11 protein-coding genes are annotated in these 13,603 nt (G+C 54.2%); 2 read left to right on the plus strand and 9 right to left on the minus strand.

Going from position 1 to position 13,603, the window contains the following annotated elements:
• Positions 1–11: 11 nt before the first annotated feature.
• The 9 genes from nuoI to lrhA all read right to left on the minus strand — a co-directional run bounded on the left by nuoI (position 12) and on the right by lrhA (position 10,794).
• Positions 12–554: an NADH-quinone oxidoreductase subunit NuoI gene (nuoI, locus tag KW828_RS15950; RefSeq protein ID WP_072569201.1), complete on the minus strand. Its 543-nt coding sequence runs from the start codon at positions 552–554 to the stop codon at positions 12–14.
• Between the two features lie 14 nt (positions 555–568).
• The gene (gene nuoH, locus KW828_RS15955) at positions 569–1,546 is read right to left on the minus strand and encodes an NADH-quinone oxidoreductase subunit NuoH (RefSeq protein WP_072569202.1); all 978 of its coding nucleotides are present in this window, start codon (positions 1,544–1,546) and stop codon (positions 569–571) included.
• Positions 1,543–4,269, minus strand: coding sequence for an NADH-quinone oxidoreductase subunit NuoG (nuoG, locus tag KW828_RS15960; RefSeq protein WP_218337294.1), 2,727 nt, complete (start codon positions 4,267–4,269; stop codon positions 1,543–1,545). Before nuoG ends, nuoH begins: the two co-directional genes overlap by 4 nt.
• 95 nt (positions 4,270–4,364) lie before the next feature.
• Positions 4,365–5,702 (minus strand): NADH-quinone oxidoreductase subunit NuoF, encoded by a 1,338-nt coding sequence (nuoF, locus tag KW828_RS15965; RefSeq protein ID WP_218337295.1) that lies wholly within the window; start codon positions 5,700–5,702, stop codon positions 4,365–4,367.
• A complete protein-coding gene (nuoE, locus tag KW828_RS15970) occupies positions 5,699–6,199 on the minus strand; it encodes an NADH-quinone oxidoreductase subunit NuoE (protein WP_088219272.1) in 501 nt (166 codons plus the stop codon). The genes nuoF and nuoE overlap by 4 nt, the downstream gene beginning before the upstream one ends.
• 2 nt (positions 6,200–6,201) lie before the next feature.
• Positions 6,202–8,004 (minus strand): NADH-quinone oxidoreductase subunit C/D, encoded by a 1,803-nt coding sequence (gene nuoC, locus KW828_RS15975; RefSeq protein ID WP_218337296.1) that lies wholly within the window; start codon positions 8,002–8,004, stop codon positions 6,202–6,204.
• Between the two features lie 88 nt (positions 8,005–8,092).
• Positions 8,093–8,767 (minus strand): NADH-quinone oxidoreductase subunit NuoB, encoded by a 675-nt coding sequence (gene nuoB, locus KW828_RS15980; protein ID WP_072569206.1) that lies wholly within the window; start codon positions 8,765–8,767, stop codon positions 8,093–8,095.
• 15 nt (positions 8,768–8,782) lie between these two features.
• Entirely contained in the window at positions 8,783–9,226 is a 444-nt protein-coding gene (gene nuoA, locus KW828_RS15985; RefSeq protein WP_088219274.1) for an NADH-quinone oxidoreductase subunit NuoA, read from the minus strand.
• A 629-nt stretch (positions 9,227–9,855) separates the two neighbouring features.
• Positions 9,856–10,794 (minus strand): transcriptional regulator LrhA, encoded by a 939-nt coding sequence (gene lrhA / locus KW828_RS15990; protein WP_218337297.1) that lies wholly within the window; start codon positions 10,792–10,794, stop codon positions 9,856–9,858.
• Positions 10,795–11,685: 891 nt separating this feature from the next.
• On the opposite strand from lrhA, the gene alaA reads away from it, so the two are divergent.
• Together alaA and yfbR are read left to right on the plus strand one after the other, a co-directional pair.
• A complete protein-coding gene (alaA, locus tag KW828_RS15995) occupies positions 11,686–12,900 on the plus strand; it encodes an alanine transaminase AlaA (protein ID WP_218337298.1) in 1,215 nt (404 codons plus the stop codon).
• 80 nt (positions 12,901–12,980) lie between these two features.
• Positions 12,981–13,580, plus strand: coding sequence for a 5'-deoxynucleotidase (gene yfbR / locus KW828_RS16000; RefSeq protein WP_218337300.1), 600 nt, complete (start codon positions 12,981–12,983; stop codon positions 13,578–13,580).
• Positions 13,581–13,603 lie beyond the last annotated feature (23 nt).

The following is a 13,603-nucleotide window of genomic DNA, read 5'->3' on the forward strand; positions in this document are numbered from 1 at the left end:
TGCCCCTCTCCTTACGGTAACAGGCCTTTGACGTCGATAGGTTTGGCTTCGTTTTCCGCTTCACCTTTATCTTTGCCGTCGATTGCCATACCTGCCATCCGGTAGTAGTTATATTCCGGGTATTTGCCCGGACCGGAGATCAGCAGATCCTCTTTTTCGTAGACCAAATCCTGACGCTTGAACTCGCCAAGCTCGAAATCCGGCGTCAACTGGATCGCCGTTGTCGGGCAGGCCTCTTCACACATGCCGCAGAAAATGCAGCGTGAGAAGTTAATGCGGAAAAACTCCGGATACCAGCGGCCATCTTTCGTCTCTGCTTTTTGCAGAGAGATACAGCCTACCGGGCAGGCAACCGCACACAGGTTACAGGCGACGCAGCGCTCGGCACCGTCCGGATCGCGCGTCAGCACGATACGGCCACGGTAACGAGGAGCCAGATAAACCGGCTCTTCCGGGTACATGCGCGTTTCACGTTTGGCGAACGCGTGCAGGCCGATCATCCAGATACTGCGAACCTGGGTGCCGAAGCCCACTATTATTTCTTTTAAAGTCATGGTCTTTTCACCCCTTATTGCGCCTGCCAGAGAATGACAGCCGCGGTGCCCAGCAAGTTGAGTAGCGTCAGCGGCAGGCAAACTTTCCAGCCGAAGGACATCACCTGGTCATAACGCGGACGCGGTAATGCTGCGCGGATCAAAATGAACATCATCATGAAGAACGCGGTTTTCAGCGCGAACCAGATGAAGGGCGGTAAGAACGGGCCATGCCAGCCACCGAAGAACAGGGTAACCATCAGCGCGGAAATGGTGACGATACCGATGTACTCCCCCACGAAGAACAGACCGAATTTCATACCGGAATATTCAATGTGGTAACCGTCGGCCAGTTCCTGCTCGGCTTCCGGTTGGTCAAACGGGTGACGGTGACACACTGCCACGCCCGCGATAGCAAAGGTGATAAACCCGAAGAACTGCGGGATCACGTTCCAGATGTCGGCCTGGTTGTTGACGATGTCGGTCATATTAAATGAACCGGCCTGCGCCACCACGCCCATCAGCGAGAGACCAAGAAACACTTCATAGCTCAGCGTTTGCGCAGACGCACGCATCGCGCCAAGCAGCGAGTATTTGTTGTTGCTCGACCAGCCGGCGAACAGCACGGCGTACACCGCGAGGCCTGCCATCATCAGGAAGAACAGGATACCGATGTTCAGATCGGCCACCACCCACGACGGGCTGACCGGCACGATAGCAAAGGCCAGCAACAGCGAGGTAAAGGCGATCATCGGGGCCAGGGTGAAAATCACACGGTCGGTGAATTTCGGGACCCAGTCCTCTTTGAAGAACATCTTGATCATGTCCGCGACCAGCTGGAGTGAGCCACCCCAGCCTACGCGGTTCGGTCCGTAACGGTTCTGGAACAGGCCCAGCAGACGACGTTCACCAAAACTCATGAACGCGCCACAGGTCACCACGACCAGCAGAATAACCACCGCTTTGAGAATGCTGAGCAGGATGTCAATCAACTCCGGGGTAAACCAACTCATTGCTGTGCCTCCTGCAGATCCTCAACACGTGCGCCTGCCAGTACCGGCGCGATGCCCGGCAGTCCCATCGGCAAGCCGACCTGCCCTGCCGTCAGTCCTTCAGAAATCACCAGCGGTAAGCTGACCGTCTGACCTTCATAGCTGAACGCGACTTTCGCCCCGGCATTCACACCCAGTTTCGCGGCGTCTGCCGGATTGAGCGCGATGTACGGCTGCGGCATACGGCTCTGGAAGACCGGTGAACGCTGAGACATTTCGTCACTGCCGAACAGATGGTAGTAAGGCGCAACACGCCATTTCCCTTCTTCAGCCTGGAATCCCGCCGGTACATGATCGAAGTATTCCAGACCGCTGTCTGAGGCTTCGATCAGACGAACACCCGGATCGCCATGACGCAGTTTACCGCCCACTTCAGCCTGGAACTTGTTCCATGCCTGTGGGGAGTTCCAGCCGGGTGCCCACGCAAACGGAATTTGCGAGCGCGGTGCGGATGGCTGGTTGTTCCCTTCCATAGAGAAGGCAAACATGGTGTCTTTGTCCTGCGGCTGACGCGGTTCATGAACGCTAATGTTAGCGCGCATGGCGGTACGGCCACTGTAACGGTGCGGTTCACGGGCCAGTTTTTGACCACGAATGCGGAAGCTGGCATCCGGCGCGGCATCTTTGATCCCGGCCAGCTGCGGCAGCGCAGCAACGGCGGCGTCGATCACGTGATCGAGCTGCGTCCAGTCCACTTCGCGGCTTTCCACGGTGCTGTGCAGCGAGTGCAGCCAGCGCCAGCTTTCCAGCATGATGGCGTTGCGGTCGTAGTAAGACGGATCGTAAACCTGGAAGAAACGCTGTGCGCGGCCTTCGTTGTTGATCACCGTACCATCGCTTTCCGCAAAGCTGGCCGTGGAGAGCACCAGATGCGCTTTATCCATGATCGCCGTGCGCTGATGGTCGATAACCATCACCAGCGGCGCTTTGGAGAGCGCGGCGTCAACGCGGGCAGCAGAAGCATGACGGTGCAGATCGTTTTCCAGGATCACCACCGCATCAGCGCGGCCGGTTTCCAGTTCGCTCAGGGCATCGTCAAGCGAGCCGCCGCCGATCATACCAAGACCGACGCTGTTCACTGCACGGGCAATCATGGTCACGCCGACATCCGCGCCACGGCCTTTCAGCGCTTTGGCGACGTTAGCGGCGGCCTGGATCACGGCGGTGCTACCAGCGTTAGTACCGGAGATAATCAACGGTTTTTTCGCGCCCGCTAACGCCTGCACGATCACGTCGATCTTGTTTTGCAGATCGCGATCGATGCCTTCAACGGCCGGTGCGCTGGCGTCAAGTGCATTAGCGATGGCAAAGCCTAAACGCGCCTGGTCTTCAACCGGTGCACGATAGGTCCACGCCGCGATGTCGTCCATGCGCGTGCTGTCAACGTTGGTGACAAACAGCGGATGTTTGGCACGCTGGCCGATGTTCAGGATCGCCGCGATCTGCCAGTCCGCCACTTTCTGCGCGGCAGCCATTTCACGTGCTTTTCCTTTCACTGCCTGACGCACTGCCAGCGCGACGCGCGCGCCGGTCTGGGTAATGTCTTCGCCCAGTACCAGTACTGCATCGTAAGATTCGATTTCGCGCAGCGCCGGAGTATGAATGCCGCTTTCACGCAGCACTTTCAGCATCAGTTCCAGACGTTCCTGCTCACCACTTGCGATACCGGTGTAGAAGTTTTCCGCGCCGACCAGTTCACGCAGTGCGAAGTTGCTTTCCACGCTGGCGCGCGGGGAGCCGATACCGATCACTTTCTTCGACTGACGCAGAATATCTGCCGCGCCTTGCATCGCCTGTTCGGCGTTCAGCGTGATCAGATCGTCGCCACGGCGCTGCACCGGCTGACGCGGACGGTCTTTCAGGTTCACATAGCCATAGCCAAAACGACCACGGTCACAGAGGAAGTAGTGGTTAACGGTGCCGTTATAACGGTTTTCGATGCGACGCAGTTCGCCGTAACGCTCACCCGGGCTGGTGTTACAGCCAAGGGAACACTGCTGGCAGATGCTCGGCGCAAACTGCATGTCCCATTTACGGTTATAGCGCTCGGAGTGCGTTTTATCGGTGAACACGCCGGTCGGGCAGATTTCCACCAGGTTACCGGAGAATTCGCTTTCCAGTACGCCGTCTTCCGGACGACCGAAATAGACGTTATCGTGCGCGCCGTATACGCCCAGATCGGTGCCGTCAGCATAATCTTTGTAGTAACGCACGCAGCGGTAGCAGGCGATGCAGCGGTTCATTTCATGCGAGATGAACGGCCCCAGGTCCTGATTACGGTGGGTACGCTTGGTGAAGCGGTAACGACGGAAGCTGTGACCGGTCATGACGGTCATATCCTGAAGGTGGCAGTTGCCGCCCTCTTCACAAACCGGGCAGTCGTGCGGGTGGTTAGTCATTAACCACTCCACCACGCTCTCGCGGAACTGTTTCGCTTCTGCGTCGTCGATAGAAATAAAGGTGCCATCAGTGGCAGGTGTCATACAGGACATGACCAGGCGGCCACGCGTGTCTTCCGCATTCTGGTACTGCTTCACCGCACACTGGCGGCAAGCACCCACGCTACCCAGCGCCGGATGCCAGCAAAAATACGGAATATCAAGACCTAACGAGAGACATGCCTGTAGCAGGTTGTCCGCCCCGTTGACCTCGTAATCTTTGCCGTCTACATGGATCGTAGCCATTAGCATGCTTCCAAATTAAAAAATTGTTACCACTTCCTCATTCAGGCCGCCTCTGCGTTGGCTGCCTTGATGCAACCTGAATGAACTTGTGGGCTTTACCAGCGAGCTTTCAACAGGTTCGGCTGAATACCGCTGATTGCATGGGTATTGCTGAACGGCTGTTTGATGCCAGCTTCGAATTCTTCGCGGAAATATTTAATCGCGCTTTGCAGCGGTTCGACCGCACCCGGCGCATGAGCGCAGAAGGTTTTGCCCGGCCCGAGGAAACGACACAGTTGCTCAAGTGTCTCGATATCCCCTGGCTGGCCTTCGCCACGCTCGATAGCACGCAGGATCTTCACGCTCCATGGCAGTCCGTCGCGGCACGGCGTACACCAGCCGCAGGACTCACGGGCAAAGAACTCTTCCAGGTTACGCACAAGGCCGACCATGCCGATTTCGTGATCCACAGCCATCGCCAGCGCCGTACCTAAACGACTGCCCGCTTTGCCGATGCTTTCGAATTCCATTGGCAGATCGAGATGCGCTTCGGTCAGGAAGTCGGTACCCGCGCCACCTGGCTGCCAGGCTTTAAACTTCAGGCCATCGCGCATACCGCCCGCGTAATCTTCGAGGATTTCACGTGCGGTGGTGCCGAACGGTAATTCCCACAAGCCCGGATTTTTTACGCGGCCAGAGAAGCCCATCAGCTTGGTACCAGCATCTTTGCTTTGCGAGATGTTCTGATACCACTCCACGCCGTTGGCAAGGATCGCCGGCACGTTACATAACGTCTCAACGTTGTTAACGCAGGTCGGTTTGCCCCACACGCCGGAGCTTGCCGGGAACGGTGGCTTGGAACGCGGGTTCGCACGGCGGCCTTCGAGAGAGTTAATCAGCGCGGTTTCTTCACCACAGATATAACGCCCTGCCCCGGTATGTACGAACAGCTCGAAGTCAAAACCGGTGCCCATGATATTTTTGCCAAGCAGACCGGCTTCGGTCGCCTCAGCAATCGCACGACGCAGATGGACAGCGGCTTCAATATATTCGCCGCGCAGGAAGATGTAGCCACGGTACGCTTTCAGCGCAAACGCGGAAATGAGCATGCCTTCCACCAGCAGGTGCGGCAGTTGCTCCATCAGCAGACGGTCTTTATAGGTGCCCGGCTCCATTTCATCGGCGTTACACAGCAGGTAACGGATATTCATGGATTCGTCTTTCGGCATCAGGCTCCACTTAAGACCGGTGGAGAAACCCGCGCCGCCGCGCCCTTTCAGACCGGAGTCTTTGACGGCGTTGACGATGTCGTCCGGTGCCATGCCGGTCAGCGCTTTACGCGCGCCTTCATAGCCATTTTTGCTCTGGTATTCTTCTAACCATACCGGCTGTTTGTCATCGCGCAGACGCCAGGTCAGCGGATGCATTTCGGGAGTACGGATAACGTTTTTCATTTATACCGCTCCAGCAGGTCAGGGATTGCCTCCGGCGTCAGATGGCTGTGAGTGTCCTCATCAATCATCATGCTCGGGCCTTTGTCGCAGTTACCCAGGCAGCAGGTCGGCAGCAGCGTAAAGCGACCGTCGAAGGTCGTTTGCCCCGGCTTGATATTGAGCTTTTGCTCAATCGCCGACTGAATGCCCTGATAGCCGGTGATGTGACACACTACGCTGTCGCAGTAGCGGATCACATGGCGGCCAACCGGCTGACGGAAGATCTGGCTGTAGAACGTTGCCACGCCTTCCACGTCACTTGCCGGAATATCCAGCACTTCTGCGATCGCATAGATCGCGCCATCCGGCACCCAGCCACGCTGTTTCTGAACGATTTTCAGCGCTTCAATGGACGCCGCACGCGGATCTTCGTAGTGGTGCTTCTCGTGCTCAATCGCATCGCGCTCGAGCGCACTCAGCTCGAAAGCCTCGGTCTGTGGTTGTTGATTCTCGTGCATAATTAGCGGTCCACATCTGACATAACAAAATCGATACTACCCAGATAGACGATAAGGTCAGATACCAGGCTGCCGCGGATCACCGATGGGATCTGCTGCAAATGCGGGAAGCTTGGCGTACGCACACGGGTGCGGTAGCTCATGGTGCTGCCGTCGCTGGTCAGGTAGTAACTGTTAATACCCTTGGTTGCCTCAATCATCTGGAAGGATTCGTTGGCCGGCATGACCGGACCCCAGGAAACCTGCAGGAAGTGAGTAATCAGGGTTTCGATATGTTGCAGCGTGCGCTCTTTCGGCGGCGGCGTCGTCAGCGGGTGATCCGCTTTGAACGGGCCTTCCGGCATGTTATTGAGGCACTGCTCAAGGATGCGCAGGCTCTGGCGCAGCTCTTCAACTTTCAGCAACACGCGGGTGTAGCTGTCACTGACGCCACCGCCCACCGGCACTTCAAAGTCGAAGTTTTCATAACCAGAATACGGACGCGCCTTACGCACGTCGAAGTTGATGCCGGTCGCACGCAGGCCCGCACCAGTGGTGCCCCACTCCAGCGCTTCTTTCGCGCCGTAAGCGGCCACGCCCTGGGAGCGGCCTTTCAGGATGGTGTTACGCAGCGCGGCTTTCTCGTAAGAAGCCAGGCGCTTCGGCATCCAGTCGAGGAATTCACGCAGCAGGCGATCCCAGCCGCGCGGCAGATCGTGCGCCACGCCGCCAATACGGAACCAGGCCGGGTGCATACGGAAACCGGTGATCGCTTCTACCAGATCATAGATTTTCTGACGATCGGTAAAGGCGAAGAATACCGGCGTCATCGCGCCCACGTCCTGGATAAAGGTCGAGATATACAGCAGATGGCTGTTGATGCGGAACAGCTCGGAGAGCATTACGCGGATCACATCCACGCGCTCAGGCACTTTAATGCCTGCCAGTTTCTCAACGGCCAGCACGTAAGGCATTTCGTTAACGCAGCCGCCGAGATATTCGATACGGTCGGTGTACGGAATGTAGCTGTGCCAGGACTGGCGCTCGCCCATTTTTTCGGCACCACGATGGTGGTAACCAATATCCGGTACGCAATCGACGATCTCTTCACCGTCGAGCTGCAGGATGATTCGGAATGCACCGTGCGCAGACGGGTGGTTAGGACCGAGGTTGAGGAACATGAAGTCCTCGTTTTCGGTACCACGTTTCATGCCCCAGTCTTCCGGCTTGAAGGTCAGCGCTTCCATCTCCAGATCCTGTTTCGCTTTGGTCAGCTCAAAGGGATCGAATTCGGTGGCGCGCGCCGGGTAGTCTTTACGCAGCGGGTGGCCGGTCCACGTCTGCGGCATCATGATGCGCGTCAGGTGCGGGTGGCCTTCGATATTGATACCGAACATTTCCCAGGTTTCACGCTCATACCAGTTGGCGTTCGGGAAAAGTTTGGTGAACGTTGGCACATTCAGATCGTTTTCTGACAGCGCGACCTTCAGCATAATATCGCGGTTGCGATCGAAGGAAATCAGATGATAGAAAACGGAAAAATCCGCGGCGGGTAACCCGTCACGGTGAGTGCGCAGACGTTCGTCCATGCCGTGTAAATCGAACAGCATGACGTACGGTTTCGGCACTTTCTTTAAGAAATCGCCAACTTCCAGCAATTGCTCACGCTTCACCCAAACAACGGGTACCCCGGTGCGGGTCGCCTGAACGGTAAAGGCATCCGGCCCAAAACGGTTGCGCAGTTCGCCGATGATCGGGTCATCGAGATGGTCCCTGGTCTGCCATGCGGCGTCTTGCGCGGTTAAGTCGGTCATATTGTTCACCATTGCAAATGGTCCGTGGTGACTGTCGGGCGTGGCTTCGCGCTATTTGTTTTGATATGCGAAGGATCTCTCCACAGCCCGCAGGCGCAAATTAAATCTCGTCAGGCGAACGCAGATTGGTTACAGCAATGCGTTCACCGCGTTTGCGCTCGCGCTCTGACTGCATGTTGGCGCGATAAACGCCCTGATCGCCAACCACCCACGAGAGCGGACGACGTTCTTTGCCAATCGATTCCTGCAGCAGCATCAGTGCTTGCATGTACGCTTCCGGGCGCGGCGGACAGCCAGGGATGTACACATCCACCGGGAGGAATTTATCAACGCCCTGCACGACCGAGTAGATGTCGTACATGCCGCCTGAGTTCGCGCAAGCCCCCATGGAGATCACCCATTTTGGCTCAAGCATCTGGTCATAAAGACGCTGAATGACCGGGGCCATTTTGGTGAAAGGTGTGCCGGCGATGACCATCAGGTCAGCCTGACGCGGGGATGCACGCAGTACTTCAGCGCCAAAACGTGCCACGTCGTGCACCGCCGTAAAGGAGGTCACCATTTCAACGTAGCAGCAGGACAGGCCAAAGTTATAAGGCCAGATTGAGTTTTTACGGCCCCAGTTGACCATATCGTGCAGGACATTTTCAAGCTTGCCCATGAACACACTACGGTTCACTTCCTGCTCCAGGGGGTCTGTTACGATCTCCTGTTTTTGCAGGGGGTAACGGTCGTTCTCACCGTTAGGATCTATGCGGGTGAGCGTGTAATCCATCTTATTGCCTCGCGGTTAGCCTTGACGGTCAGTGTTACCGGTGATTTCAGGGTTCATGCGCTCGCGACGCGAACGCACAGGTGTCCAGTCCAGCGCGCCAATTCGCACCAGATAAAACAAACCCGCCAGTAGCACTAAAATGAAAATTGCGGCCTCGACAAAGCCGACCCAACCGCTTTCACGGATAGAGGTTGACCATGCGTAGAGGTAGAGCGCTTCCACGTCAAAGATGACGAAGAACATCGCTACCAAATAGAATTTGGCAGACAAGCGCAGGCGCGCCGTGCCGACGGAATCGATACCCGATTCAAACGGCGTGTTCTTATGCCTGGCGCGAGCCCTTCCGCCCAAGAACCAGCCGCCTACCAACATCAGGCAGCACAGGCCTATAGCAACAATAAGAAAGATAGCGAATGCCCAGTGATGAGCGATAACTTCAGTGGATGTTGACATACGCATTGCTTAACTCAAAAAGTAGCGCTGAAACCTCTGCTCTTGTTGGCAGATGAACGCCACATCGATTTAAGGGAGGAACAAAAAAAACCATACATTTACTGTGCGTGGTGCTGTAGACAGTAAAATGATGTGGTTTTTTACTCCTTTCTATAACCTTTTGTCAACTTTAACAAAAGTTACCTCACATTAGTTTACATCAAAGACATTTCATTAACATTTAATGCCTTTTTATTCTTCAGGACCAAAACACTTACGCCGTTTTTTCCCTGTTGAATCGTGTCCGTTGTGAGGTTTAACAAAAATTACCCTCTTATTTTGACAGGAATTCCCCAGGATTCCTCCCCCTAAATGGGAGTATTTTCTTGATCTGTGACACGCTTTTGTTAATTCATCCAAAAAAACAGCAACAAACTAGCGCTTTTTTTAACATGAACTCTCGCTATTAATACGACTAATAGGTACAGGAAGACAGAAAAATGACAATGATTAACGTGATGATATATAGGGATATAAATGATGAATTGACGGGGAATCAGGCGGGATAGTGACATTTTTAAACCAAAGGCAGCAATATGGCCGCCTTTGGTTCATTTTTTATGATTACATTTTGTTACGAGTTAAAAAAAAGGGGTTTACTCGAAATCTGGCTCAACAATGAGAGGATCGCCTCCCTCGTGGGGAGTAGCCGTGGCGTATTGCCAGGGCGTATGGTAATTCTCCATCGCCTGGAAGACCACCTGTGCCAGTTCGTTTTTCGCCTGCGCATTGTGGCATAGCACATATTCGGTGTCGGCCAGTACAGGCAGACCATCGAATTGCCCCAGTACGCGCAAATCAGGACCCATCATTTCCACCGGACGGGCAGTAATGCCGAGTCCTGCTTTGACCGCCGCTTTTACTGCCGCGAGCGTGGAGGCAACATACGCCATACGCCAGGGAATATCTGCTGCATTGAGAGTATGAATCACCGTGTCACGCAACGCGCTCGGCTCGTCCAGCAGCACCAGCGGCAGCGGATCGCCTTTTTGCAGCACATATTCAGCCGCGCAATACCAGTGGGTAGGAGAACGGCGTAGGGTCAGCGACTCAAACTGGGTTGGCCGGTAAGTACTTACTGCCAGATCCACCTCATTATTTTCCAGCATGTCGAGAATAAAGGGCGTACGTTTCACGCGCACATCCAGCGCGATTTTCGGGTATACCGCGCTGATGCGGTTTAACAAAAACGGCAGAATAGTGTCTGCGGATTCGTCAGAGGCACCGATGGTTAGCACCCCCTGGATGTTACTGAACATCAAAGACGTACAGGCTTCATCATTGAAGCGCAGAATTTTACGCGCATAGCCCAGCAACTGGATGCCATGCTCAGTTAACAATTTGTTGCGACCATGACGGGCAAAAAGCTCTTTGCCCACCAATTGCTCAAGCCGCTGCATTTGCTGGCTGACTGCTGATTGTGTACGACAAACTGCCGCCGCTGCCGCCGCGAAAGTGTTAAGATCGGCAACCGCAACAAAGGTTCTCAGCAGATCGAGGTCGAGATTTAGTATCGGACGATTTGCATTTATCATATTTTTTCACTCCCAGGCGACCCGTATTCTGTAGCCCGGTATTTGCTGTGTTCGTAAGAAAGAAGTAATTCCATTTAAAACGCGCTTCCTGCAGTGACAAGCCTCATGTAAGAACCTGACGCAGTGTTGATCATCTAATTTACAGGCTGAACGGGTCAATCCTGCTTATGGTGTTATTTTTGTCTGCTCATTCCATCATTGATATAAGTAGACAAACAATAATCAGTAAAATCTTTATCTCAATTTACGTTCACTTGCAATTACAAGCGGGTCCAACAATAGATTCCGCAGAACAGCTTTTATTATCGATTACAAAATAAAATACTTTAATAACAACAAATTAAATTTTGTAATAGATACGAAAGCCACCAAACCTCCGGCGTAACCGGCATTTGTGACAGCATCTTACCGCAAAAACCTTATATATATAAGTGTTATTGGGAATGTTCTGATGCTCAGCCGACCAGAGAGGTAGCTTAGACTTAATAATATTTACCGTCACCCTCATTTTTCAAACATAATATTAAATAAATATTAATTGATAAATTGATCATCCATTAATACCCCTAACCAATACTCATAAGCTTGTCAGGATGTGCAGGAACGCCCTGGCTGCGCCACTGATGTTGATATAGCAAGGCCGCCTCCACATAGCGCAAAGATCCTGTTATTTAGGTTTAGGAAAAATCAAAAGCTTAGCCATTAAATTAAACAGGAATATTAACTGGACAACTCACAACTTTCTCAGTGTTAAGCCCCATCGACTGCAGGCCTCTGGCAGCAAAATCTTCTTCTGCCGGGACTTCTAAACTGCCCCCCGGCGGAGTACATTATTCCGTGCTGACTTCCATGGCAGGGAGTGGCCAATAACAGCTAAAAGGTCAAAGATTCATGTCACCCATCGAAAAATCCAGCAAGTTAGAGAACGTCTGTTACGACATACGTGGCCCGGTACTTAAAGAAGCGAAACGCCTGGAAGAAGAAGGCAATAAAGTTCTGAAGCTCAATATCGGCAACCCCGCGCCTTTTGGCTTTGAAGCCCCGGATGAAATCCTGGTTGACGTTATTCGTAATCTCCCGACCGCACAGGGGTATTGCGATTCCAAGGGGCTGTACTCCGCCCGTAAAGCGATCATGCAGCATTACCAGGCGCGCGGCATGCGCGACGTCACCGTTGAAGATATTTATATCGGCAACGGCGTGTCTGAACTTATCGTGCAATCTATGCAGGCACTGCTGAACAGCGGCGATGAAATGCTGGTGCCGGCCCCGGACTATCCGCTATGGACCGCCGCCGTCGCGCTCTCCAGCGGTAAGGCCGTGCACTATATCTGTGACGAATCCTCGGACTGGTTCCCGGATCTCGACGACATTCGTGCGAAAATCACGCCCCGCACCCGCGGCATCGTCATTATCAACCCCAACAACCCGACCGGCGCGGTCTATTCAAAGGAACTGCTGCTGGAGATTGTCGAAATCGCCCGTCAGCATAACCTGATCATTTTCGCCGATGAGATCTACGACAAAATTCTCTATGACGATGCAGAGCACCACTCTATCGCCCCGCTGGCGCCGGATCTGCTGACCATTACCTTTAATGGCCTGTCCAAAACCTATCGCGTGGCGGGTTTCCGTCAGGGCTGGATGGTGCTGAATGGCCCGAAAAAACACGCCAAAGGCTATATCGAAGGACTGGAGATGCTGGCGTCAATGCGCCTGTGCGCTAATGTGCCAGCGCAGCATGCAATCCAGACCGCACTCGGCGGCTATCAGAGTATCAGCGAGTTTATTGTGCCGGGTGGTCGCCTTTACGAGCAGCGTAACCGCGCGTGGGAGCTGATCAACGAGATCCCTGGCGTCTCCTGCACGAAGCCGAAGGGCGCGCTCTACATGTTCCCGAAAATTGATGCGAAACGCTTCAATATTCATGATGACCAGAAAATGGTGCTCGATTTCCTGTTACAGGAAAAAGTGCTGCTGGTGCAGGGAACGGCGTTTAACTGGCCATGGCCGGATCATGTGCGCATCGTGACGCTGCCACGCCTCGACGATCTGGAAATGTCCATCACACGCTTTGGGCGCTTCCTTTCGGGTTACCACCAGTAAAACGCGCACGGGGGAAGTTTGCATCTTCCCCCGCTCTGCGGGCACAATGGATTTTCGTTGTTGCCACCGACAGGTTACCCATGAGTCAAAGTCATTTCTTCGCCCATCTCTCCCGTCTGAAATTAATCAATCGCTGGCCACTGATGCGCAATGTACGCACGGAAAACGTCTCGGAGCACAGCTTACAGGTGGCGATGGTTGCCCATGCGCTGGCGGCGATCAAAAACCGCAAATTCAACGGCAACGTCAACGCCGAACGCATCGCCCTGCTGGCGATGTATCACGACGCGTCGGAAGTGCTGACCGGCGATCTTCCGACCCCGGTTAAATACTTCAATTCGCAGATCGCTCAGGAATACAAAGCGATTGAGAAGATCGCCCAGCAAAAGCTGGTGGATATGGTGCCGGAAGAGCTGCGCGATATTTTTGCGCCGCTGATTGACGAACACCAGTACAGTGAAGAAGAAAAGCTGATCGTGAAACAGGCAGATGCCCTGTGCGCCTACCTGAAATGCCTGGAAGAGCTGTCTGCCGGCAATAATGAATTTTTGCTGGCGAAGACGCGGCTGGAAAAAACCCTCGCCGCGCGACGCAGCGAGGAGATGGATTATTTTATGGCGGTCTTTGTGCCGAGTTTTCAGCTGTCGCTGGATGAGATCAGCACGGACTCGCCGTTGTAGCGCTCTTGCCCGGCGGCACTGCG

The sequence above is a fragment of the Enterobacter sp. ENT03 genome (genome assembly GCF_019218745.1).
GTDB lineage: Bacteria > Pseudomonadota > Gammaproteobacteria > Enterobacterales > Enterobacteriaceae > Enterobacter_D.

Coding starts and splice junctions, on each gene's coding strand:
- nuoI (WP_072569201.1), bottom strand. CDS start 554: ATGACTTTAAAAGAAATAATAGTGGGCTTCGGCACCCAGGTTCGCAGT.
- nuoH (WP_072569202.1), bottom strand. CDS start 1,546: ATGAGTTGGTTTACCCCGGAGTTGATTGACATCCTGCTCAGCATTCTC.
- nuoG (WP_218337294.1), bottom strand. CDS start 4,269: ATGGCTACGATCCATGTAGACGGCAAAGATTACGAGGTCAACGGGGCG.
- nuoF (WP_218337295.1), bottom strand. CDS start 5,702: ATGAAAAACGTTATCCGTACTCCCGAAATGCATCCGCTGACCTGGCGT.
- nuoE (WP_088219272.1), bottom strand. CDS start 6,199: ATGCACGAGAATCAACAACCACAGACCGAGGCTTTCGAGCTGAGTGCG.
- nuoC (WP_218337296.1), bottom strand. CDS start 8,004: ATGGTGAACAATATGACCGACTTAACCGCGCAAGACGCCGCATGGCAG.
- nuoB (WP_072569206.1), bottom strand. CDS start 8,767: ATGGATTACACGCTCACCCGCATAGATCCTAACGGTGAGAACGACCGT.
- nuoA (WP_088219274.1), bottom strand. CDS start 9,226: ATGCGTATGTCAACATCCACTGAAGTTATCGCTCATCACTGGGCATTC.
- lrhA (WP_218337297.1), bottom strand. CDS start 10,794: ATGATAAATGCAAATCGTCCGATACTAAATCTCGACCTCGATCTGCTG.
- alaA (WP_218337298.1), top strand. CDS start 11,686: ATGTCACCCATCGAAAAATCCAGCAAGTTAGAGAACGTCTGTTACGAC.
- yfbR (WP_218337300.1), top strand. CDS start 12,981: ATGAGTCAAAGTCATTTCTTCGCCCATCTCTCCCGTCTGAAATTAATC.